The sequence below is a fragment of the Psychrobacter sp. JCM 18901 genome, from assembly GCF_000586435.1.
In the GTDB taxonomy this organism is placed as follows: domain Bacteria; phylum Pseudomonadota; class Gammaproteobacteria; order Pseudomonadales; family Moraxellaceae; genus Psychrobacter.
This window is the reverse complement of record NZ_BAWH01000013.1, coordinates 28103-51629: the sequence shown is the minus strand read 5'-3', so window position 1 is coordinate 51629 and position 23527 is coordinate 28103. Positions and strand designations below refer to the sequence as shown.

18 protein-coding genes and 7 pseudogenes are annotated in these 23527 nt (G+C 41.8%); 10 read left to right on the top strand and 15 right to left on the bottom strand.

The window, feature by feature from the left end; all coding sequences use genetic code 11:
- Positions 1-6: 6 nt before the first annotated feature.
- The 10 genes and pseudogenes from TT11_RS10390 to pilG form a co-directional block, all read right to left on the bottom strand.
- Positions 7-630 (bottom strand): hypothetical protein, encoded by a 624-nt coding sequence (locus TT11_RS10390; protein ID WP_261870386.1) that lies wholly within the window; start codon positions 628-630, stop codon positions 7-9.
- On the bottom strand, positions 611-1918 hold the full coding sequence (locus TT11_RS10385) for an Hpt domain-containing protein (RefSeq protein WP_261870434.1): 1308 nt from the start codon (positions 1916-1918) through the stop codon (positions 611-613). Before TT11_RS10385 ends, TT11_RS10390 begins: the two co-directional genes overlap by 20 nt.
- A gap of 145 nt (positions 1919-2063) precedes the next feature.
- On the bottom strand, positions 2064-2441 hold the full coding sequence (locus TT11_RS10380) for an Hpt domain-containing protein (protein WP_261870384.1): 378 nt from the start codon (positions 2439-2441) through the stop codon (positions 2064-2066).
- Positions 2428-2964: an Hpt domain-containing protein gene (locus TT11_RS10375; RefSeq protein ID WP_261870383.1), complete on the bottom strand. Its 537-nt coding sequence runs from the start codon at positions 2962-2964 to the stop codon at positions 2428-2430. Before TT11_RS10375 ends, TT11_RS10380 begins: the two co-directional genes overlap by 14 nt.
- Positions 2865-5381 carry an Hpt domain-containing protein gene (locus TT11_RS10370; protein WP_261870382.1) on the bottom strand — a complete coding sequence of 839 codons (2517 nt, stop codon included), beginning with the start codon at positions 5379-5381 and terminating at the stop codon, positions 2865-2867. Before TT11_RS10370 ends, TT11_RS10375 begins: the two co-directional genes overlap by 100 nt.
- 37 nt (positions 5382-5418) lie before the next feature.
- Entirely contained in the window at positions 5419-6270 is an 852-nt protein-coding gene (locus tag TT11_RS10365; RefSeq protein ID WP_261870381.1) for a protein-glutamate O-methyltransferase CheR, read from the bottom strand.
- Between the two features lie 185 nt (positions 6271-6455).
- Positions 6456-7528, bottom strand: a pseudogene (locus TT11_RS10360) (methyl-accepting chemotaxis protein); the annotation flags it as partial.
- A 516-nt stretch (positions 7529-8044) separates the two neighbouring features.
- Positions 8045-8436, bottom strand: a pseudogene (locus TT11_RS10355) (chemotaxis protein CheW).
- Positions 8437-8577: 141 nt separating this feature from the next.
- On the bottom strand, positions 8578-8940 hold the full coding sequence (locus TT11_RS10350; RefSeq protein ID WP_057761573.1) for a PleD family two-component system response regulator: 363 nt from the start codon (positions 8938-8940) through the stop codon (positions 8578-8580).
- A 179-nt stretch (positions 8941-9119) separates the two neighbouring features.
- Positions 9120-9498, bottom strand: a pseudogene (pilG, locus tag TT11_RS10345) (twitching motility response regulator PilG).
- Between the two features lie 687 nt (positions 9499-10185).
- On the opposite strand from pilG, the gene TT11_RS10340 reads away from it, so the two are divergent.
- From TT11_RS10340 to TT11_RS10305, 9 genes and pseudogenes are all read left to right on the top strand, one after another.
- The gene (locus TT11_RS10340) at positions 10186-11427 is read left to right on the top strand and encodes an efflux RND transporter periplasmic adaptor subunit (RefSeq protein WP_261870380.1); all 1242 of its coding nucleotides are present in this window, start codon (positions 10186-10188) and stop codon (positions 11425-11427) included.
- Positions 11428-11654: 227 nt separating this feature from the next.
- Positions 11655-12377, top strand: coding sequence for a response regulator transcription factor (locus tag TT11_RS10335; RefSeq protein WP_057761578.1), 723 nt, complete (start codon positions 11655-11657; stop codon positions 12375-12377).
- A gap of 85 nt (positions 12378-12462) precedes the next feature.
- Positions 12463-13704 (top strand): annotated as a pseudogene (locus TT11_RS17300) (HAMP domain-containing protein); the annotation flags it as partial.
- 242 nt (positions 13705-13946) lie between these two features.
- A pseudogene (locus TT11_RS17295) lies at positions 13947-14583 on the top strand (sensor histidine kinase); the annotation flags it as partial.
- Positions 14584-14984: 401 nt separating this feature from the next.
- Positions 14985-15416, top strand: coding sequence for an ATP-binding cassette domain-containing protein (locus tag TT11_RS10325; protein ID WP_261870378.1), 432 nt, complete (start codon positions 14985-14987; stop codon positions 15414-15416).
- On the top strand, positions 15410-15610 hold the full coding sequence (locus TT11_RS10320) for a hypothetical protein (protein WP_261870376.1): 201 nt from the start codon (positions 15410-15412) through the stop codon (positions 15608-15610). The genes TT11_RS10325 and TT11_RS10320 overlap by 7 nt, the downstream gene beginning before the upstream one ends.
- Before the next feature lie 49 nt (positions 15611-15659).
- Positions 15660-16316 (top strand): methionine ABC transporter permease, encoded by a 657-nt coding sequence (locus tag TT11_RS10315; RefSeq protein ID WP_370587210.1) that lies wholly within the window; start codon positions 15660-15662, stop codon positions 16314-16316.
- A 170-nt stretch (positions 16317-16486) separates the two neighbouring features.
- Positions 16487-17455 carry a MetQ/NlpA family ABC transporter substrate-binding protein gene (locus TT11_RS10310; RefSeq protein ID WP_261870374.1) on the top strand — a complete coding sequence of 323 codons (969 nt, stop codon included), beginning with the start codon at positions 16487-16489 and terminating at the stop codon, positions 17453-17455.
- 446 nt (positions 17456-17901) lie between these two features.
- Positions 17902-18654 carry an aldo/keto reductase gene (locus tag TT11_RS10305; RefSeq protein ID WP_261870373.1) on the top strand — a complete coding sequence of 251 codons (753 nt, stop codon included), beginning with the start codon at positions 17902-17904 and terminating at the stop codon, positions 18652-18654.
- A gap of 75 nt (positions 18655-18729) precedes the next feature.
- Here the strand turns inward: TT11_RS10305 and ccmE are convergent.
- The 5 genes and pseudogenes from ccmE to ccmA all read right to left on the bottom strand — a co-directional run bounded on the left by ccmE (position 18730) and on the right by ccmA (position 22222).
- Positions 18730-19231: pseudogene (ccmE, locus tag TT11_RS10300) on the bottom strand (cytochrome c maturation protein CcmE).
- A 244-nt stretch (positions 19232-19475) separates the two neighbouring features.
- The gene (gene ccmD, locus TT11_RS10295; protein WP_261870371.1) at positions 19476-19697 is read right to left on the bottom strand and encodes a heme exporter protein CcmD; all 222 of its coding nucleotides are present in this window, start codon (positions 19695-19697) and stop codon (positions 19476-19478) included.
- A 16-nt stretch (positions 19698-19713) separates the two neighbouring features.
- Positions 19714-20501, bottom strand: a pseudogene (ccmC, locus tag TT11_RS10290) (heme ABC transporter permease CcmC).
- 300 nt (positions 20502-20801) lie between these two features.
- Entirely contained in the window at positions 20802-21509 is a 708-nt protein-coding gene (locus TT11_RS10285) for a heme exporter protein CcmB (RefSeq protein WP_102094084.1), read from the bottom strand.
- An 83-nt stretch (positions 21510-21592) separates the two neighbouring features.
- Positions 21593-22222, bottom strand: a complete 630-nt coding sequence (ccmA, locus tag TT11_RS10280) for a heme ABC exporter ATP-binding protein CcmA (RefSeq protein WP_261870369.1) — start codon at positions 22220-22222, stop codon at positions 21593-21595.
- Positions 22223-22385: 163 nt separating this feature from the next.
- On the opposite strand from ccmA, the gene TT11_RS10275 reads away from it, so the two are divergent.
- Complete coding sequence (locus TT11_RS10275) at positions 22386-23495, top strand: hypothetical protein (protein WP_261870368.1); 1110 nt, start codon at positions 22386-22388, stop codon at positions 23493-23495.
- The last annotated feature ends 32 nt before the right edge of the window (positions 23496-23527 follow it).

Sequence of the window (23527 nt, the reverse complement as noted above, 5' to 3'; positions counted from 1 at the left end):
TCACTATCACGGGTTTTTTTCTAATAATGTATGGTTAATATCAACCAAATCCGAGGCTGACTCTGTTAAAGATTTAGATAGCTGATTCAAAGATGAGTATTGATCCATCTCTAGAGGGTCAAAGTCTTCATTATCGATGAGCTCCTCATCTATCTGAGACAAAATCTGTGCTTCTAGCTCGATCTCCATACGACGTAGCTGATCTGCCAAGCGTTGTACTGTCGTACCCATCTCTTCAATACTGTTTGTTAGACTACTGATACCCATATCGATACGAGCACGGTTAATCGCTGACTCACCAGATAAATTAATCATGTGCTCAATCAAACCACCTGAGATACGAATCATCTCATTGCTACTAGCGCTCTGATCTTCCTCATGAGTATCTCTAAGCATAGACGGCATTTCACTGATATCTTTTGCAAGATACTGTGAATCTTGGTTTTCTTTGGCAATCAAGATTGCTTCACGCTGGGCTTGTAGAGACTCTTTAGGTATCGTTTTTAGGCTATCAGGGTTTCTACCAAACTGCTCCAATGCTTCAATCAACAACGTAGGCGTTGGTGGATTAACTTGTTGTTGAAGAATAAATACTGCATCAGCCAGCCAGTCATGACTTGCAACCAGCAACTCTAATACTTTTTTTGGTGGCTGGACGTCGATTACTGACAAAGTCTGTATAAACTGACTCCATTTCATGAGCCAAGTCAGCAATACCAGAGGCAGTGACCATTCGTGCGCCACCTTTTATGGTATGCAAGTCACGTTGGAGCGCTTGTAACGCTGTGGTATTATTCGTGTCTTTTAAGAACAAGTGCAGATACTTATTACGATTGGTAAGCTCTTCTGCTTCTTCTAAAAATACCGCTAATATATCAGGATCAGGGAGTCCGTTAGCCCACGATTGCTTAATCATGCTATCCAGACTTAGAGTACTCACTGCCTCATTATCACTGTCAACAACATTGACAGCAATGCTACGCTCTGTAGGTTCAAAATGATTTTTTGGTACTGGTATGACTAGATCGACTACCTCTGGTAACGTTTTTGCTTTTTCAAGCTGACGCAACTGTTCAATCAGCTCTGGAGTAAAGAAAGATTTCTTATGACTCACAATATGCATCACTTGTAGTGACATCGTGTCTTGCACCATTTGCATAATTTCAAGCCACTGCGCGGTTGGCGCTCTTCGGTTTTCTACAAAAGACTCGTAGACACTTTCTGCTTCGTGAGTCAAATCACCAATACTACGGATACCGGCCATCCGTGCACCACCTTTAATCGTGTGCAAATGACGCTGTAGAACTTTCAGCGCATTGATATTGGTGATATCGGCACGCCATTTATTGAAGCTTTCATCTAGTGCAGTATCAAGCTCTTGTGCTTCTTCTAAAAATATCTCTAATAGCTCGATATCAGTGTCAATGGTTTCAAACTGTAGCTCAGTTGCTGGAACGGCTCTAACGATAAAACCAACGTCTTCGTTTTCATCCCTTTCTTGATAGATACTCTGTAGATCATCAATGACTTGTTTATCTATCTTTAAAGAAGTACTGCCAGCTAAGGCATCGAACAAGCCTATCAGTTGAGCGTGACCTGCATGTAATACTGCTTGAATGTCTTGATTTTGAGCTATATCGATATGATTACTTAAATAACGATACGCATTACCCAGCTCATCTAAAATTGTGACAAATTTTGGAAATGGTTGCGCTTTTTCCATAATAGAAGCTATTTGTGAAACTTGCTGCTCTATATAACCTTGAATATACTCTATCTCAGCATGATTCAACGCATCATCTAATTCCCACTCAGCATCGAGCAACGTATCAATATTACTGTCTAATAACTCTTCTATCGTCGGTTTCTTATTGGTCATGACAGTAGTGTCATTAGCCACGTATTGCTTACCAAGCATGGCCTGCAATGACGCTATATCATGCTGACTCTGCGAACCATCGTCCTCTGTTGATACATCGTGCTGCTCTATATTTTGCTTATAATTATTTAGATAACCCTCTATTAATGTGGCTGACTGGCTAATGCTGCTAAATGCTGAGCATTCATGCTATATCTTGTTGTTGTAATGACTCCAAGCTATGCTCGATGGTCGCACTGACTTCGCTGATAGCAGCCAAAGCACTAGAACCAGAAGCGCCGCGCAAAGTATGAAATGCGCGTACGATTTCATCTGTGATTTCTATATGATGCTGTTCTCTATTGTCTTTGACAAACTGTTCGATACAGTCAAGCAGCTCTTCTGCTTCATCAATAAATATCTTACAAAATGCTTTTTCTTCCTCAGTTTGAGGGGTAAGGACAACCGCTGCCTCGGCCATTCTTTCATTGACCGAATGAAAAGTCTGCAAGGTAGAGTCTATAGCTTCATTACTATTGTCATCATAAAAATTGCCAGTCTCAGTTGTATCAGACAATGGCATTGTTTTTTTCAATCTTATCTATAGAACTATCTATTGACTGTGCAAATAACGCAGCATAGCTAAATCCATTACCCTGCTGTTTGCTATACGCATCAGCACACGCAATCCACACTGGAACTACAGCCGGATAGTCTTGAGTACCCTGTTCAAATGCTATGAGCATATCAGGATAAGCTGCCAATACATCTGTAATTAACTGACGCATATCAGCTGAGATGGCGACACTGTTATCTAAAACACGGTTAAGCATGTTTTCTATAGACCATGCCAATTCCGCTGTATATTTAGCACCTACCATGCGGCCCGAACCTTTCAAGGTATGGAAACCACGGCGAATATCTTTCAAGTCCTCTAGATCGCTCGGTGATTTCTGCCAGCTTTCATACAATGGCACAATTTCTACCAATACTTCATTGGCCTCTTCTATAAATATCTCTTTGATATCAGGATCTGCATCGTCGGCATCAGCTGGTAGTTGATTAGTCTCTTTAATAAAAGGTGCAAGACTCTCTGGAATATCCAACGTAGAGAGATATTCGTTGATATTCGCTTCTTTATTATTCGAGTCAGTAACAACTCAGTACTATCGTTATTAGAATCGTTATCAACATCATCAATTTCTAGTAGCGATTTTTCTAATTCTGCCTCATCTGACATAACCTCTTTAGGAGCAAGTTCAGTTAGCGTCAGACCAGTGTTGACCGGCTGCTGGCTCATAAGATTACTACTTTGTAAAATAGTAATCGCAGGGTCAAAGCTTGGTGGTCGCTGGGCTGAAAAATCTGCTACCAATGCTGGTAGAATTTTTGTGGTATCAACCACTAGATTTACCACATCATCTGTTACTGGCAATGTTTTATCTAATAAACGATTGAGTAGGTTTTCGATTGACCATGCTATCTCGCTGATACTAAAGGCACCAACCATACGACCTGAGCCTTTTAGAGTGTGAAAACCTCTACGCACTTCAGTCAATGGTGTTAGGTCTTGTGAGTCTTGCGCCCAGATAGGAAGAAAATCTTCAAGATCAGTAATAATTTCAGTCACTTCTTCAATAAAGATATCGTGGACATCTTCATCTGTTTCAAAGTTATCAGGCTTCACGTGTTCACGAGCTTGCTTTAGTGCAGCACTTTCAGTACTGTTGGACAGACTCACATTATCTTGTTCAACTACATTTGCATCGTCTGTATTGATAACAGGGCTAATTTCACCACTATCATCATAACGTACAACATTCGTCGCAGTTGACTCTTGAGCGAATACAGTCTCGTTAAGCGTTTCTGGTGAATTGATATCAGTATCAAGAAGCTGTGTTGCTCTGGCCGTATGTTCATTTGCTAAAGTGAGCAACTGCTGATCAAAAACCTGCTGCGCAAGATAATCAAGTAATAGCTCAATAGACGTTAAGCTCTCAGCCAACGCCTGCACCAAACTCCAGCTCGGGGTAGTGACATTACGAGTAGTTAACTGTGTAAATAGACTACCGATATCATCCATAGTATGACGAATTTCTGGCAATTCCATATCGTCAAAAGCTTGACCAATACTGGTAAACTCAGTAGACGCTGGTAATAATCCTATATCTTGATGTTGTATATAATCGTTGAAATTTTGCTTTATCTTTTCTACTGCAATTCGAAGCTCACGTAGGCCATCATCGGTAGGAATAGAGTCATGTTTACTTGTTAATTCTGTCTCGTTACTATTTATCACTTCAGGCATAGTAGCGAAAGAGGTCGCATCACCAATCTTAAGAGAAATGGTTTGCTCAGTACTATAAATAGCGTTGTATAGCTCTTGCAGCTTGCGTTCAATTTGCCACTGCTCTTGCGCAAAACTCGTTTCTGATACAAGAGACTGTTTCAAATCTGCAAGGATGGATTCCACCTGAGACACGTAGTAAGTCCAGCCTCGGTTTTTGAGCTGCTCTCTGATATGTTGTAAAGGAGCTACCAAGCTATCTGGATCATCCAGTTTGAAAATAAGCGCATCGAGCTGAGTTAATAATTGCGGTAAAAAACGAGACGCTGTCGTGCTACTTTGAGATACTTTATCCAAAATAGACTGAGTACGTTTGCTACTGTGCGCTAGATAACTCAATTCGACATAGATTGCGGTGGTCAATCTTACAACTATAGTTGAAGGTACTTCATTTGATTGGGCACAAGATTCTATAACTTGATCAAGCTGACCTAATAATGGCGCATAACGCTCAGGAAGTGGTTTCTCGTTTTGGGCCAGATCGCTTAGCAGTAATTCGGTTAAACACCATAGTCTTTGTAAACCACTATCTTGTGTTGTCTGCCTGAGATACTGGCTAGCTTTTTCTAAGGTACTGAGTGCTGACGACTGATTTGTATTGGTGATCAGTAATGCTTGTACTTGCTGACGCCATACGAGTAGCAACTGCTGACACTGTTCACTTGTCAAGCTAGCGGTAGCTTGTTGTGTAGGCACGGCCACTTCAATACTACTGATAATATTTTCGTTATTCGCATGATCATTCGTGTATTCATGCTGAATATCACTAATGTTTACAAGAATGTCAGTTTCTATATCTCGTTGAGACAAAGCTTGGGTCAGCTCATCAATTGCTCTACTTATTAGACCTCTATGATAGATTCCTGTACGCGCATACTGATTAATCTCTCGTTGTAATAATCGATGAGAGAACTGACCTATACGGCGCTCTTTAATAGAAAAATCGTCACAACTTTGTAATCCTGCGAGTTGACTCAACTTGCTAGCAACATTTGCTAATAAGGGATGCTTAAGTATGATGAGTGCACTACTAACCTGATGATAACTTGATATCAGCTGTTCATGGTCGATGCTAGATTCACCTAATTGCCAACCGTCAGATATCTGTGTTAACTGCTGATTGAATAATGGTAGCAACCACTGAAATGTCACGATGTCATTGGGCTGGTTTTTCATAGGTTTATCCTAACTCGTCTATGCACTAATTTAGGCACTAATTTTTTTGCCACACATTAACCTGTGGGTGCGCAATGCGGCGCATATTTGAAGGACGCCAGAACAACGCCTCACCTGGAGCCAATATAATATATCCCTCTAACGCGCACTGCTCTGATAACCGTGCCAAAATATCACGCTGATCAAATTTACGAAAATATAGCAGCATGTTTTGGCAAATAATCACATTCTGAAGATGCGTAGTGGGTGGTTTTTGTTCAATAATATTGTGTACAGAAAAATTGACATATGGCTGCAATACAGGTGCTACCTGCCAATTCTCCTGCATACTATTAGCCGCTTCTGGTGTGTCAGGCTTCGATCTGTTTGATGTAATCTTAGATGGCAGCGGCTGAACGAACGGCTGACACGATTGCGGGATTAAAGATTGCTGCCTGTTATCGTATTGCCCCAGTCGTGCGCTTTTAATAGCCTCTTCGCTGATGTCTGTCCCTAATATTTCATAGTTTTGACATCGCTGTGCGGCTAAGCTCATGGCCAATGACCAAGCTTCTTGTCCACTTGCGCAGCCAACACTCCAAATACGAAACAAAATATCAATGTTGTCCGCTTTATGATGCTGCAATGCATACTCTGTGACAAAGTCGATAGAGGGTCTATGTCGAAAGAAGCGACTCTCATGAATGAGTACTTTATCTAGCAACTGCTGACGCAACCTATCATTTTTCGATAGTTGATACCATAATTGCCGAACGCTCAATCCGTTCGACATCGCAGTACAGTCGATTGCATTGGCCAGCCACTGTAGCTGTATGTCTGGCAGCACAAATCCAGTCTCTTGCTCTATGTAATTCTGCCATCGCTGCACATCCAAACTGTCGACTTTCATCAAAGTATTACCCAATGTCAGATCAACTGTATTAAGCAGATGATTTGGCTTATTAACGTTATTTAAGCTAGATAAATCACCTACTATGATTACGGCTTCTTCTTATCATTCTTACAGCAGCAACTTTATTCAATACGCAGAACAATCAAATGCTACCAATCTTGCTCTAACAGAATAACTAATCACTAAACGCTTTCTTTCAATGGGGCTTCCGTATCTAACACTTCATAATCTACTAGCTCGTCGTCGTTCGATACCTTAAAGCCCGTTACCGATTCCTGTAGTGCTGCTGCCATTTCACTTAGCTCACCAATAGAACGGGCTGTTGCCATCGTTCCAGAAGAAGTTTGCGAGGTAATATCTTGAATGATGTTCATGGTGTGAGAAATGTGACCAGCAGACTCAGCCTGTTGTAAAGCAGCATTTGAGATGTTTTGAATCAAATCAGCCAAAGTATTAGAAACGCTCTGTACTTCTTCTAGTGCTTCACCCGCATCTTGCGCTAAGCGCGCACCGCGTACAACTTCAGAAGTTGTTGATTCCATCGACATAACTGCTTCGTTGGTATCGGCCTGAATGGTTTTTACCAATGTTTCAATCTGCTTAGTAGCGTTCGCTGAACGCTCAGCCAGACGCTGTACCTCATCAGCAACAACCGCGAAGCCTCGGCCCGCTTCCCCTGCCATCGATGCCTGAATAGCGGCGTTCAATGCCAAAACGTTGGTCTGGTCAGCAATATCGTTAATTAGTCCAACGATATCACCAATCTCTTGCGAAGATTCACCAAGGCGCTTAATACGTTTTGATGTTTCTTGAATCTGGTCACGAATAACGTTCATACCTCAATAGAGCGTTGTACAACTTCTGCTCCATTGTGAGAAATAGCAACTGAACGCTGGGCAACCATTGCAGATTCCGCAGCATTGTTTGAAACCTGATCAATCGAGACAGTCATCTCATTAATAGCGGCTGATACACCAGCAATTTCTTGTGCTTGGTGTTCAGAAGCTTCGGCCAGTTCAACAGCATTCATCTGCGTTTGATCTGAAGATTGCGATACTCGGTCAGCAGTGCTGTTAATAACCAGTACCAGCTGTCGTAATTGGTCAATTGCAAAGTTGACTGAATCAGCAATCGCCCCTGTAAAATCTTCTGATACAGTCGCATTAACGGTCAAATCACCCTCTGCCAAATCACCCAACTCATCCAGCAGACGTAGAATAGCAATCTGGTTACGTTCGTTTTCTTCTTGGATTTGACGCGCTCGCTCAGACTCAGCTTCTGCTTCTTGGCGACGACGCAAGGTTTCTTTCTCAATAAGTGATCGCTCTGATCCACCACGGTGTTTCAGTAGCTGGTACAAAGCAAACACAATCCCTAATGCGCCGATTGCAAATACAGCCGCTGGCAAGATAACGGATTGATTGAAACTATCGAAATACTGACTTACCGATGATAGCGAGTTAACTAGCCAAATCAGACAAGCCAAACTTAATAGAACAAAAAATCCTAACAATAGCTTCCAAGTACTATCAGCGTCTTTGCCATCTGCTGATGTTTTGGCCATACCAGCTACAGGTTTTTTTATCACATCACTCATCTTGCGTCTTCCTTTCAAACAGTCATCAAAGTCTAATTGTGGCTGACTTTGACAATCGTATTGTTATCTAAACAATGATTAGCAAAGCCTGTATAAATGCTGACATCGAACCCTATTATGTCAGTCGCTATTTCTCTGTCGTTACTTAACAGACAGGTATTTTATAATTAATAGCTATATTGCAGCATCTGAATACTGAGGATCTTGTGCGAGCAAACTTGGCATAAATACATACCAGTCTTGGTCATTTTTGAAAAACTTGCCATGGTTATAAGGCGCAAACGGCGACTCTGGATCTATGGCTTCTGGACGATACTGTTCTTGTGTGAACTGTTCGATACCAAGTACTTGATCCACCAGCAGTCCTGAAAAGTTATTGTCATAATCAATGACGATAACTTTTCGTTGGCTCATTTGTGTCAAGCGACTAGGTACTTGCAAAAATGCGACAGATCTGTCAAAGGTAATAGTCGCCCACGAATGTTGGCAATACCTAGCATCCACGGCTTTACTAGAGGTAGGCTAGTATATTCTGGCATAGATAATACCTCTGATACCTGACCCATAGGGGCAACTAAGCGTTGCCCACCTATTTCAAATACCACACCTTGCCAATCAAACTCTTGGCCACCGCGGCGACCGCTTTTGCGCGCACGTGCCAAATCTGCTAAACGCAGAAGCTCGATAAATCCTCTAGAAGCCACAAGTTACTCCATCACTTTACGAATCATATTGACCAAACCACTTTCATCAACTGGTTTGTTCATATATTCTTTAGCGCCTTGACGCTTGCCCCAAACTCTATCTGTCTCTTGGTTTTTGGTACTGATCATGATGACAGGGATATGAGCAGTGGTTTTACCGCGGGTGATCTTACGCGTGGCTTGAAAACCATTCATTTCAGGCATTACCACATCCATCAGGATTACATCTGGTAAATGTTCAGCTGCCATTTGGCAACCCTGCTCACCATTGGTCGCTTCCAACACTTGGAAGTTGTTTTTGGCAAGCATATCGCGAAATTTCGCCATTTCTGATGGCGAGTCGTCAATGACTAGAACGGTAGTCATAGGAGGTTCCTTTAAGTTCTAAAATATCTGTGAAGATATATTGATATATGGTTCAGATAAAATGATTAAAAATAGCACTTATAAATTTACTGGTAGCCATTCTTTAATCATAATTATTCAGTATTGAATAATCTGGAGCGATAATATCAATCACTCCCTGTAAGTCTATATTTATTCGATTAACGGTACTGATTAATGGCATCAAAAAGCTCATCTTTACTAAATGGCTTGGTCAGATACTCATCAGAACCCACAATACGACCACGCGCCTTATCAAATAGACCATCTTTAGATGACAACATGATTACCGGTTTATTGGCATAATCAGGGTTATTTTTTTATCAGCGCACAAGTCTGATATCCATCTAGACGTGGCATCATAATGTCGACAAAAATAATATCTGGATTGTTATCTACAATCTTTGCTAACGCATCGAAACCATCGATAGCTGTCACTACTTCACAGCCCGCTTTTTGTAATAAAGTTTCTGCAGTACGGCGAATGGTTTTTGAATCATCAATCACCATTACTTTTAAACCTTCAAAATTATTTTCCATTCTCATTGTCCTGTAAACGACTATTTGTTCGTAACGCTATCTAACAATACAAAATCTTCTTGGCTATTTTAAACTTTTATATCATCTCTTGTCAGATCGATATAAGTACCTACATTTGCATTGTCTGCGTTGAAATTTGTTATAACAGCGAATCTTCTGCAATTGATGCCTACTGACTAATCGCGGTATCAATATAGCGTACTATACGCACTTTATTATTATTAATCTTACAAAATCTAGCGTTATTTGAGTGCTTTGAATAAGATAACTTACCCCGCGAATATCTAATAGAAAAGTCAAATATAACAACGATTCTAATTAACTATAAATCCATTTTCTAACATATAAATAGATTGAAATTTGAATTGAAGGTAGCGTTATTATATTTTTGTATTGTATATAACTGGCAATGATATTACTGGATAATTTTCATTTGTAATAAAAATGTATCAATGCATTTTATAGTGTTTGTTTTAGCACAGTTATTATTGCTTTTCCAGTAATTAGTAAAATTATGTTCGAACTCATTAGTATCACAAATAGCTGTTCTTATTTATTAAAGGTATAACTTTAACTTTTCCTAGTATTTGAATCATCAACTTTCTTAAGCTTAGTAAATATTTTACAGTCGTTCCACCGCGTTACAATTCACTATATAATAATATGACGATTACAATGGTGACTGCTATGACAGCTTCTAAACATTTAAGAAAAATCTTTTATTTATTCAGCGTACTATTTATCGCTGCTTGTCAGCCGTCACCTGTAAATGAACCGACTGTTACTGACACTGAAGCAGAGACCGCTGACACGCCAATTATCATCACAAGCGACAGTGTCACCATGACACCTGAACATATCTTGAGTATCAAACCTTCAAGGTATCAGCCAAGTCTCGGGTTACAAGGTAATATCGAACCTATCAAGCAGACCACATTTGTTGCGGTACATCCGATTCGTATAGAAGAGACACTGGTTAGTGAAGGTCAATGGGTAGAAAAAGGAACGCCATTGCTAGTCTTTAGGCGTGTGGGCACGGCTAGCAAAGCTGAAGATTTGAAAAAGCCTGAACAAGGCAATGTAGAATCCAACGATATTAATAAAACTAATTCAGAAGATACGCTTAATTCCGTACAAGCTGCGCCAAACACAGATATCGCTGTTGTAAGAAAGACTAACAATGATAAAAATTTAGAAGCAAAATCTGCGATAGATACTGATAGCAACATCCCTACTAGTCAGAATGCAGACGTTAATACTGCTAAACAAGATATGCAGTATAATTCGATTACCATTCATGCCAGCTTTTCGGGTCGAGTAGAAAGCTTATCTGCTGATGCAGGACAACAGTTAGCGGCGCGCACGTCTCTACTACAGATCAGTGACGAGACCAAACTGCACTTTATGGCTACCCTGCCTATACAAGCAAAACCACAGCTTTCCGTTGGTCAGACAGTCAATTTTACCGCCGAAGGTGTCTCAGACAAGTTTACGGGACAGGTCAGCAAACTGGTATCGACCAGTCAGCCCAAAAAGCTCTTGGTCTATGTTAATGTCATCGACAACGAAGTTAGTCGTGATAAATTATTACCAAATATGAAAGTCACAGGCCGCGTCAATTATGGTCAAATAGATGTCGGTACTATCGTACCTAAGCGCGCGCTACATGATGTTGATCTGACAGAGTTGCAAACTCCTCCTTATATGCCGCTACAACCATTGACTGCAAATGTTTGGATTATAGGTCAAGATCAGCGTTTAACGCGCCAACCTATTGAAGTAGTTGAATACGATCCTACTACGCAGCAGTATTTGATAGCAGGTGTGAGCAATGATAGCTTGATTTGTTTGGCGGACTTACCTGTTGATTCTAAAGGTAAAAAAAGTCATTGTGTCATAATAGCTTATGCTGACAGTTACATTGCGTAGAAACATTAACAAAGCTTCTCTTGTTTTGTAACAGCATAATTAGGCAATATGACCCTACTATATATAGCATTATCCGAGTATTGAAATACGACTCATATTTAATTATTCACTATTCTGTATATTTGAAAACATAGAGGCTGAGGTTTAACTGTTTATTATTACCAACAGTCATTATTACCAGAAACGTTATATTTTTATAAATCACAATAACAATTAGAGGACACCCCATGAGTAAGCAGATTTTATTGATTGAAGACGATCCAGATTTGGCTGAGCTGATCAGCGATTATTTGACCATGAACTACTATGATGTGCATCATGCTGGGCTTGGTCAAGAAGGTCTCGACTTATTAGACACCAAAGAGCGCGATATTGATTTGGTTGTATTGGATCTTATGCTACCTGATATGGACGGTATGCAAGTGTGTCAAAAGATTCGTGGCAACAAGAACAACATGACCAATAAAGTACCTATTATTATGCTGACCGCAAAAGGCGATACAACTGATCGCGTGTTGGGGCTGGAGATGGGTGCTGACGATTATATTGCCAAGCCTTTCGAGCCACGTGAGCTTTTAGCTCGTATCCGTGCGGTTATTCGTCGTCATGAACAACCAAATCAAGCCGATAGCCAATCAGACAGCTTAACCTTTGGTCGTTTGAGTGTGTTCCCTGATAGTCATGAAGTCACTATCGATGACCAACCAGTACGTCTAACCACGCATCAGTTTCAGTTGTTACACTACTTTGCCACTCATTCTGGCAAGGTGTTAAATCGTGAGCAACTCTGGCAAGCGATGCCAAATGATGACAGCTCAGACAATATTGACCGTGCAATTGATGTACATATTTCGCGTCTACGTGCTTTGATTGAAGACAATCCACGCCAGCCAAAACGTATTATTACTGTACGCGGCGTCGGCTATCAATTTGCTACTGATCAGGTGTAATCGTAAAGGATACCTAATTAGCTGACTCATGGTGTAAACTCTATACCATGAGTCAGTACAAGCGTTTAATAATAGAGATCGTTTAATGCAGCAATTGGGTTTTCGTTCCGTATTTGCCAAACTATTTGCCAGCGTTATGCTGGCACTTACTTTATTTGCTGTGGCAATGGTGCTGTTGACCCAACTTGTTCATGACAAAGACGCTGGTATTCGCTCAGAGATATTAGCCACACAGATTCTGGGTCAGATCGATCCATTCTTGCATGAATTGAATATTTCTATCAGCAAAGACAATCGTTTGCAGTCGCGTTTTATGCTGGCTGTCGTTAAGAAAAGCTTTGATATTTTTGACGAATCACTGCAAGCGAAAATGGGATTGTATGACAGTGAAGGTCGACTGCTCATGCAAACCGACAATAGCGACCTACCCCTAGAGCTTCCCCCTACTCCGTCTTTATTCTCGCGCGTTTTCCCCTCACTTGCAGATACATCACCTACCAAGCAAGCTCAAGTGTATAGCAGTACGGGTTATACCTTACTGTATGAATCACGTCTAACGCCTAAAAAAACCTGTCCTTTCTGCAGCCTTGAACTTGTTCACTGGTACGCTACTACTCTTGCTCATTATGGCAGGTGTACTATGGTTGATTGCACGGACGATGACATGGCGTATTGACCAGTTGAGCCAACAAATGACTCAATTGGGTGATGGTGATTTTACGGTGCGAGTAAATGCACGTGGTAACGATGAAATTGCTGCATTAGCACGTGGATTCAACCAAGCGGCACAAAAAAATTGAACACTTAATTGATGCCAATAATTTGCTACTGGCACATGCCTCTCATGAGCTACGCACACCGATTACACGTATTCGTCTACAGATTGAAATGATGGATATGCTAGCTGGTGCGCTGCCAACTGATACCAAAGCAAAGTTCGATAAACGGGCACAAGCCATTAATAGAGACTTGTCAGGTCTTAATGATTTAGTAGAAAGCATATTACTGGTTAGCCGTTTGGATGCGGGACATGCTTTACAGCAAGTTGAAAACCTCGATTTATACGATTTGGTAAATCAAGAGCGTCAGCATTATCCTGAAGCCACGCTCATTGGTGAGCACATCGTGATAGATGGTCAGTCATCAATGTTGACTCATTTGATTCGTAACTTACTTACCAACGCTATGCTACATGGCAAGCCACCTGTTACGGTATTGCTATACGGTGTTCAGAGCATAGAAGAAGCTGGAACTGTACCTGACTATCTATTACAAACAGTGCTATGCAGCAGCTTTGTCGATTACAACAGTTTAGATTTTGACGATTATGAAGAAAACGCTGATGCCAAAATAATTGAACACCAAACCGCTAAACACGAAGCTACTAGTTCAGTTGACAAAAATAAATCAGAAACAACTGACTCAATAGTAGAGCTACCAACGCCGACTATCTATAAAAACGGTGAAGACATAGCTGCTCGCAATGAGAGCAATGATGAAGTCAGTATTGATGACGACCTTTTAGATGAAAGCTTGATAGACAATGCTAGCAAACGCCAACCTGCTACTGGCGAATCATCACTACTTGCTGACTATTACAGCTTTACTAGTGAATTAACTGACAGAATTAAGAAAGTTATTTGGAAAGCAGTTCCAGATTCTACTGAACCTACTAACGAAGCCGATAATATCAACAATGCTAACGCGACTGAAGTAGCATCAAAAAAACTCTATAAGCAGTGTAGAAGGCGAGAATACTGGCACTCTCATCGAGAATAGTGCTCAATCACCTAAAGCTATTACTGATACCGCTACTAAAAATAACGGCTCAAATAATACGAAAGATGACGCCAAACCTAACAACTCAAACAGTGAAAATTCAGGCGCAGTCGTGCGTAAAGAAGGCTTATTTGCTAAGCATATGAAGAAAGCCAAAACTGAACCTGAACGTCCTTTACCAAAATATGCCGTGCTGGCTGTAATCGACGAAGGCACTGGTATCCCTGAAGGCAAGCGAGAAGAAGTCTTTAGCCCATTTGTACGTTTGCAGCAAAAAAACAAAGGCTCTGGATTAGGGTTATCGTTAGTCTCACAAATCGTTACCGCTCATCAAGGGCGCATTATTACAGATACGCTAAATGGTCATACTAGATTTTTGGTAACCATCCCAATTCATCATGACCCTCATTACAACTATCACGAGTAATCAATTCCCATTATTATATAGATAGCTATCACGCTGTCACCTTCATACTTAGCATTTTAACTGCTTATTCTTAATAGCTATTAATCATAAGTCGGACACGTATGTGCATATCCAAAGTGCCTGATAATATGCTATATTACCGCCCCTTATTATACGGTTATTGACTGTTGTCGTTTTGACGAGCTTCTTACATATTGAAAGAGGCCTGATGACGCGTTTTTGACCATTAAAAAATTTATTAAATTTTGAGCCCTCCATGAATGACATGATTGTCTTAAACGATGTGACCAAAAGTTTTTTTAAGCGACCGATCAATCAAAGACAAAGACGGCAAACCACATTGGTTTACCGCTGTTGAGCCGACATCTCTGACTATCAAACAAGGCGAAATCTTTGGTCTAATGGGTTATTCAGGCGCAGGTAAATCTACCTTATTGCGCCTAATCAACATGCTTGAACGTCCAGATTCGGGTCAAGTCGTGATAGACGGTACTGACCTAACCACGCTGTCTGCCAGTGAGCTGCGTATTGCTCGTCATAATATCGGTATGATTTTTCAGCAGTTTAATCTGATGTCTAATCAAACGGTTTTTGACAACGTGGCATTTAACTTAAAAATCTCTGGTTATCCAAGTCGCGACATTCATAAGCGCGTTATGGATTGTCTTGCGATTGTTGATTTGACCGATCGTGCTGGTCACTATCCTGCGCAGCTATCAGGTGGACAAAAACAGCGTGTGGGTATTGCCCGCGCGATTGCCCCTAGTCCAAAAGTATTGTTGCCGATGAGCCAACCAGTGCGCTTGACCCTGCAACGACCCGTAGTTTGCTGACTTGTCTGCGCGATATCAATGAGCAACTTGGCGTGACTATCGTCATCGTGACCCATGAGATGAGTGTGATTCGTAGACTTTGTGATCGCGCAGCGTTATTGCATCAAGGACAACTATTAGAAGTTGCGGATGTGCAAGATGGTCTGATTCAAGCAACCACCCCGATTGGCAAAGGCCTAGTCGTCGAGGACTAATGAGGCAGGAGAAATAGATATGTTAACTGGTACTGAATTATCCGCCTCTATAGACAAGTTACTTGTGTTACGCAAAGAGATCGTGAGCGCATTTATTGATACGTTTGTGATGCTTGGTATTTCCACCACGGTCGCAATCGTCATCGGTGGACTGTTTGGCGTATTCTTGTTTTTGTCTAGTGATCGACAGTTTTTGCAAAACAAGACGTTGTACGGTGTGCTTGGCGGTATTACCAACTTTATGCGTGCCTTCCCTTTCGTGATTTTGATGATTGCGATGAGTCCGTTTACCAAGGCCATCGTTGGTACAGGTATCGGACCGATCGCTGCATCACTGGTACTTGCTATCGCTGGTTCGTTTTATTTTGCGCGTTTGGTCGAGCAAAATTTACGTGAAGTGCCGCGCGGTATTATCGAAGCCACCGAATCGATGGGTGCACGACCTTTTACCATTATTAAAGTATTACTCAATGAAGCGCGCTCAGGTTTAGTATTGTCAGTCACTATTCTTTGTATCAGCTTGCTCTCTTATTCAGCGGCGGCTGGTATGATTGGTGGTGGCGGTTTAGGTGATCTAGCCATTCGTTATGGCTATTATCGCTATCAAACTGAGGTAATGATTTTTATCGTAATTGTACTATCTATCATGGTCGTCTCGATTCAAGCCTCTGGTAACTGGCTCGCCAATCGTTTAGACAAACGTTAAACCGCTTTAGAGAATACTTGACTTTACGAGCGACTAGGTTTATTTTTGGCAACACTTAACCCTTATCTCAGCTCTTACAACAAAAGCAGCATTACTATTTATAATGTTGCTTTTTTAATGTTCAGACGATAAACGTTTTACTCAACCCCATTCATTATTAAGGACATATTATGAAATTAACAGATATTAGCCGTCAGTTAGCTACCGCATTTGCCGCTGTTGGTGTATCAGGTCTAGTCTTAGTCGGTTGCAGCAATTCATCAGCGCCAGAAGCGACTAAAGAGCCAGTAACCGAGGGTGCCACTGCAGAAACTGCCGCTAGCGATATCGATCCTGACCATACCAAAATTGTTATCGGTACGACTGAGGGTGATTTTGCTGATATGGTTCGTAACCAAGTAAAAGGCACGCTTGAAGCTCAAGGTTATGAAGTTGAGTTGATTGCTTTTACTGACTATGTCCGTCCTAACCTTGCATTGGCTGAAGGCGATTTGGATATCAACATTTTCCAGCACAAGCCTTATCTTGATAATTTCAAAAAAGAAAACAATCTTGATCTAGTAGAAGCATTCCAAGTACCAACGGCTCCGCTTGGCATTTACTCAGGTAAAAAGACCAGTCTTGATGCTGCATTTAAAGGTATGAGTGTCTCTGCACCAAACGATCCTAGTAACTTTGCTCGTGCTTTGGTTATGATGAACGATCTTGGCTGGATCAAATTGAAAGACAACATCGATCCATTGACAGCATCAAAAGCTGATATCGCTGATAACAGCAAATACGATATCGAAATCGTTGAACTAGAAGCTGCTCAATTACCACGCGCACGTGATGAAGTTGACTTCGCAGTTATCAACGGTAACTATGCTACTGACTCTGGTATCAAATTGACCGAAGCATTGTTCCAAGAGCCAAGCTTTGCTTATGTAAACTGGTCAGCGATCAAATCTGCTGATACTGGTAAAAAATGGGTTGAAGATGTGACCAACGCTTATAACTCAGAAGCTTTCAAAAAGTACGCTCATGAAACGTTCCCTGGCTACAAGTACCCAAAAATCTGGGGTACTGATCATAGCGCACATACGGACACTGCTGCTAAAACTGAAAGCGCTGACGCTCCAGAAGCTGCTGCTCAATAAGACTTTAAATCAAAGTACCTAGTTTTTTAGGTGTTATGATTAATAGAAACGCCCATGACTTAGAGTGATGGGCGTTTTTTTGTCTTTGATTTTGGAATTGCTATCTTCCGATACAGTTATTAAAAGACTAACTGTGCATTAAATAACTATCAAAAATCACGTTACAGCCTGTTTGCCCTTTGTAGGAAACCGTCACTCACGCTTCCACTCACCTTTGGTTTTTCTTATAGTAGACAGGCTCAATAGTAATTTACTAGCTAGATCTCACTATTGATGACATTTTAAACTAATGAAAAGCTATAAGACACAAATAATAAGGATAATAATATGAGTGCTAAAAACTATAATATTCGTACCGCTGGACAAGCAAATATCCCCATCCTAGCTAGGTACTTGGCAGTCAACAGGACAAGATTGCGTGGACGTGGTTAAAAAAAGCGTTAGAAATGGGGTATGAGCATATTGATACCGCTCAAGCTTACGGTAATGAAAAAGAAGTTGGCGAAGGCATCAGACAATCAGGCGTGGCTCGTGATAAGTTCTTTTTGACTACCAAGATTTTTCCAGATGACATGAAGTTTGAACCAGAAAAACTGGTCGCAGCAGCCAAGCGCTCTTTGGAAGATTTGGGTACAGATTATGTCGATCTGTTGCTATTGCACTGGCCTGATGACCGCGTGCCGTTATCTGAGACCATTCCTGCGCTGTGTGAACTCCAAAAGCAAGGTCTAACGCGCCATATTGGTGTTTCAAACTTCAATATTGCTAATATCATTGAAGCCAAGAAATATGCTGATGTGCCTATCGTCGTGAACCAAGTAGAGTTTCATCCGTTCATTAAGCAAAACACATTGCAGACCTTTTTGAATAATCATCATATTCTATTAGAGGCCTACTCGCCATTAGCGCGTGGTGATGTATTTGATAACGAAGTAATTAAAGAGATTGCAGATAAGCACAACGTAACACCAGCACAAATCTCACTAGCTTGGATCTTATCAGACAAGCATCGTGTGGCTATTCCAAAAACGTCTAACCCTGATCACCTGCAAGGTAATCTAGATGCCATCAAGGTTGAGTTAAGTGCAGACGAATTAGAAAAAATCGGCAACCTAGCTAGCTCTGACGGTCGTAAAATTGAACATCCTGACTATAGCCAGTATGGGATGACTAATAGGTTAATAAGTACGATTAACTGATTAGCGAAACAAAGCTCAATGAAAAGCCACCGATAATCGGTGGCTTTTTTTATATGGTACGACAACTTATAATCGTTACTGTTGTAGGGTTTCGGTCTCATGAATTTTTTTCAGCAGGATTATACTGTTCAGAAGAAGGTATCGCTCCACTGCGGTTATTTTCTTTCATAGATTTAGCGACTTCTGGCGGCATATAGTTTTCATCATGCTTGGCCAATACTTCTCCAGCGACGAAAGTATCGCCTTGCATTTTACCCGTGGCTACGACACCTGAGTTTTCAGCAAATAAGTCTGGCAGGATACCTTGGTAAGTCACTGGCACGGTTGATTGAAAATCAGTAATCGCAAACTCAACATTTAATGGATTGTCTGCTGCACGCTGCACACTACCTGCAACCACCATACCACCAGCACGAATACGTTTGTCTTGAGGCGCTTCACCTTGGGCAATAGCGGTTGCATCAAAGTAGTAGTCAGTTTGCTGCCCGATGGCATAGATAACCAACATAACTGCCACTGCCGCACCTGCCAGTGTAAACATAACCCATGTCAGTTTTTTCCGACGAACTGCATTCATACCACTACCCCATTAATGAGTCACTATTTTATAAACCATAATCAATCTATAAAATAGAAAATTTTGAAGAAACTACCATTAGAAAAACGTTCTAAAAATGTCTTTCTAATCGTACTCTTCTAATCGCTATATGGTAGCATTTTTCAGACAAATCAATAAGCCTCATCACTGCCTATAAGGTCATATTTTTGTCAGTGTAAGGATACGGCTTCTTACGCTAAAACCATGATATTAAGATGATTTTTCATTCCGCCTGTTTGGTTACAGGCGTTGAGGTTTTGGTCGTTCGTTGTGCTTGTCGCGCTTGCTGGATGATCAGCTGTTTGATAAGTGACTGTCGCTGTCTGCGGCTATAGATAATAAACGCCAACATCACGCCGATCGTTATCGCCCAGCACGACCATACAAAAACCCCATGCTTACCCATGGCGAAAAACTCAGATACGCTATAAAAGTAAGGCTGCATAGTATTTTCCTAGCCGTTATTTGTGTTGACCACGAATGTATTCTTTAACCCACGCTTTGCCTTGATCACGGTATAGAATCAGCGTGTTGGTACGATAAATCGCTAATGTCGCAACCAGTAAATAGCTGCCGATAATCATCAGTAGTAAAGGCATCCACATATCTGCCGACATCTTCGGTGCTGCCGTCAAGCTAAAGGTCGCGCCTTGGTGCAAGGTATTCCACCACTCTACTGAGTACTTGATAATAGGCAGGTTCACTGCGCCTACAATAGATAAAATAGCAGCCGCTTTACCGCGATTGGCCGTATGCTCAAAAGCGGCAAACAGTGCCATCACGCCCGCATATAGAAACGCTAATATCAGCATTGACGTAAGGCGTGCGTCCCACACCCAGTAAGTGCCCCATGTTGCTTTGCCCAGATAGAGCCTGTAAGCAAACTGATGACACACAGCAAAAACCCCATCGGAGCAAGTGCCTGCGCGACCAGACTGGCCGTCTTAATCTTCCATACCAAATAGATTACCCCTAGAACTGCAAGGGAAAAGTAAATAGAAATGGCAAGACTGGCCGCTGGCACATGGATAAATATAATGCGATAGCTATTGCCCTGAAGATAATCAGGCGGCGCAAAAGCAAGGCCCCATACGCTACCAATGAGCAAACAGAGACTAGCCAATATCGCTAACCACTTGACCCAAGGGCTAAAGATACGAAAAAACTGCTTGGTACCCACAGTGGTCAAGAAACCCTGCCAAATGCGCTGCCACAAGCTAGGGGATGAGACGTTATTCAGGTTGGGCATGGGAAGAAACCTATTACACAGCTTACTGGTGATAAATGATGCGGTCTATCAAAGCAACACTATCAACTCACCTGCTGGCGTTAAACACTGGATAGAATCTACAAAGAGCTGTTTACGTATTCAATTGACTATTATAGCAAAATTGTCAGTTTTCACCACGATGTTAATATATAGGGTTCAAACAACTAGGTTCAGATAACTAGATTTATATTGCTAGGTTTAGATAACTAGATTTATATAACTGGGTTTAGATAATCAAATTTCGAAATCTGGATTTTAAGATTGCAACAAGCAAATCGTTTAATTGAGCCATGACATCTTTAAAGTGGTAGCAATCACCCAAGGCATAACTAGGACAGAAACAATACTTCCTGCTAGTAATAAAGCTAAGATAGGCAAACCATTCAGCCCAGAGGCAAATAAATCAACCGCACCCGTAGCAAAAATCAAGACTGGCAACTGCATCGGTAAAGCAATCAAAGGCACTAATACTGCCCCATTCTTTAACGATAGCGTCAAACTACTGGCCACTGCTGATAACATCAAAAGCATTGGGCTACCTGTCACGATAGAAGCCATCAAGATCCACGCTTCAAACCAACTGAGCTGAAATAACGGCACGGCAAGCAAGCTAAGCACTGCCACAATACCACTACTAAAAATCCAATGAATGACCAGTCTAATCAGCACCCATAGCGGTAGTGACGCTTTGGCCACGACCAATTGCGCAAGCGTACCATTATCAAGCGCAGGCTTAAATAATCCATCAACACCCATTACCAGTGACAGCAATGCAGCAATCCACACTGCTGATACGCCCAGACGCTGCAATAGCGCAGGCTCACTACCGACTGCCAACGGAAACAAAGTAATAATCACTAAGAACAGTACTAACGGATACAACCATTGTACCGCTCCTTGCTGCTTGACTTGCCATTCACGGCGCCACAGCTGCAGGAAGCCAATACTGCGAGGCACTGCGACAATAGCATTTGGGCTTTTATTCATGCTGCTACTGATCCTACTTGTATTGGACTGTCTGTCATTATTTGTCCTTGCACGTATACTGATGGTACTGATAGCAATCAAACTTATACCATGTAATTTGACAAATCGAGCACTTGATTGGCGACACAGACTGCCTGATGGCTGGTCATTAGTATCGACCCGCCAGCCTGTGCAAAGTCGCATAACCGCTCTTCCATACGTGCCACCATATCAACATCCAGCGCCGTGAAAGGCTCATCAAGTAACCAGAGCGGTGTCACGTCAGGAGTTAACAAGTACAATCGTGCCAGCGTGATGCGCCGCGTTTGCCCAGCGGACAAATGACTGGAGCTGATCGTTTCAAACCCTTGTAGCCCAACCCATGTGAGCGCATTATCAATATCAGCAGCGCTTGGAGTAATACCATATAAGTTCAGTAGAAACGTTAGGTTTTGTGCTACTGTCAGATTCGGATGGATGCCCAACTGGTGTGAGACATATAAGGGCTGGATAGGCAGGCACGATTGTCCTTGATAAATAACTCTACCTGACAAAACAGGTAACAATCCAGCCAATTGCATGAGTAACGTGGTCTTTCCCGTCCCATTTGCCCCAATCAAATGGCAAATACTACCAGCAGATAGCTGCAACGCAACTCCTTCGCACAGCGGTATCTCACCGCGCTGAACCGTCAGCTCATCAAGTGCAAGTAAAGGCGTATCCAAAACCGTCATCAAAACCCCTGGTTATTTATCAAGCAGCAGTCAATATTCATCACAAACAAAGGCAATGTTCGTGGCATAATACCCTATGCTCGCTACAAACACACAGTATAACAAATTGTCGATTACTCTGACTTCAAAAAGTACGACCTCAAAAAAAATACGACTTTAAAATATGACTTCAAAACCTATGCCGACTTCACCAGATAGCCAAACACAAATGCCTAATGCAGAGACTAAAAGTGACAACGCAGACACCAACTTGTCAAAACAGCCATCAGCTAGCCGTTTGACAGTAGATAGCTTGATCGATGCTCAAGTCAACTTTATGCAGCAGTGGTTGCACAATCAAGCTGAGCCACTAGCGATGGAAGCTTGGCAATGGTTTGGTGCGCAGCCCTTAAGCAAATATATTACCTGTGACCATTTACAGCAGCTGATGAAAGACTGGCTGTTAAATCAGCCGATGACTGAGGTGATGCGTACCGATATCCGTGATATTTTGCACACCATTATTTATCACCCAGTCAATGACAACGTGCCTTTGTCTGAGCTGGTCGATGATGCCCAAGTCGAAACGCTGGCCAACTATATCGGTAGTCACGAGCAGCAGCGTAACATATTGATTCACACACTGGTCGGTAACGAAACCTTCGCTGATTTGTTGACCCAAACACTCTATCACGCTATCAACGACTTTATGGAAAGCACCCTCGATAAAGCAGGTGGCGTTGGTAAATTGATGAAGCTTGGGCGCAGCTCTTTTGAAAAGGCAACCAACAGAAACCTCGATGAAAAACTACAAACGTACCTGCATCGCAATATCAAAGATTTGACGCGCAAAGCCGAAGCCAATGCGCAGGAACACTTATCAAACGAAGAGGTGGCGCGCCTGATGGTTATGGGCTGGGAGCGCATCAAAGACCAACCGATCAGTGAGCTACAAACCTATTTAAGCGATGAGCCCGGTAATAGTAGCATTGACCATATCGAAGCCAGTATCCAACAGAGCTATAATCGCCTGCGACTGTCACCGTATCTACACAGTTTAGTCTCGGCAAGCATTAACACTTGGTATGCCAACCATCAGGCTGACACGATGGCGACCATTGCGGCGAGTTTACACATTGACGAAGCGGCCATGAAGCAATGTAGTACGGCTCTACTGCCTATCGTGTACGATGCTCTTGAGACGCCTTGGTTGACAGCTCATATTCGTGAAATGCTAGAAGCGTTCTATGCACAGCCTGCTATTAAGGAAGGCTTGGCATTCACTCACGATTAATTTATAACTCTTACTTGTCAGCATACTATTAT

Coding starts and splice junctions, on each gene's coding strand:
- TT11_RS10385 (WP_261870434.1), bottom strand. CDS start 1,918: ATGCTTGGTAAGCAATACGTGGCTAATGACACTACTGTCATGACCAAT.
- TT11_RS10380 (WP_261870384.1), bottom strand. CDS start 2,441: ATGCCATTGTCTGATACAACTGAGACTGGCAATTTTTATGATGACAAT.
- TT11_RS10370 (WP_261870382.1), bottom strand. CDS start 5,381: ATGAAAAACCAGCCCAATGACATCGTGACATTTCAGTGGTTGCTACCA.
- TT11_RS10365 (WP_261870381.1), bottom strand. CDS start 6,270: ATGAAAGTCGACAGTTTGGATGTGCAGCGATGGCAGAATTACATAGAG.
- TT11_RS10350 (WP_057761573.1), bottom strand. CDS start 8,940: ATGACTACCGTTCTAGTCATTGACGACTCGCCATCAGAAATGGCGAAA.
- TT11_RS10340 (WP_261870380.1), top strand. CDS start 10,186: ATGACAGCTTCTAAACATTTAAGAAAAATCTTTTATTTATTCAGCGTA.
- TT11_RS10335 (WP_057761578.1), top strand. CDS start 11,655: ATGAGTAAGCAGATTTTATTGATTGAAGACGATCCAGATTTGGCTGAG.
- TT11_RS10325 (WP_261870378.1), top strand. CDS start 14,985: ATGGGTTATTCAGGCGCAGGTAAATCTACCTTATTGCGCCTAATCAAC.
- TT11_RS10310 (WP_261870374.1), top strand. CDS start 16,487: ATGAAATTAACAGATATTAGCCGTCAGTTAGCTACCGCATTTGCCGCT.
- TT11_RS10305 (WP_261870373.1), top strand. CDS start 17,902: ATGGGGTATGAGCATATTGATACCGCTCAAGCTTACGGTAATGAAAAA.
- ccmD (WP_261870371.1), bottom strand. CDS start 19,697: ATGCAGCCTTACTTTTATAGCGTATCTGAGTTTTTCGCCATGGGTAAG.
- TT11_RS10285 (WP_102094084.1), bottom strand. CDS start 21,509: ATGAATAAAAGCCCAAATGCTATTGTCGCAGTGCCTCGCAGTATTGGC.
- ccmA (WP_261870369.1), bottom strand. CDS start 22,222: ATGACGGTTTTGGATACGCCTTTACTTGCACTTGATGAGCTGACGGTT.
- TT11_RS10275 (WP_261870368.1), top strand. CDS start 22,386: ATGACTTCAAAACCTATGCCGACTTCACCAGATAGCCAAACACAAATG.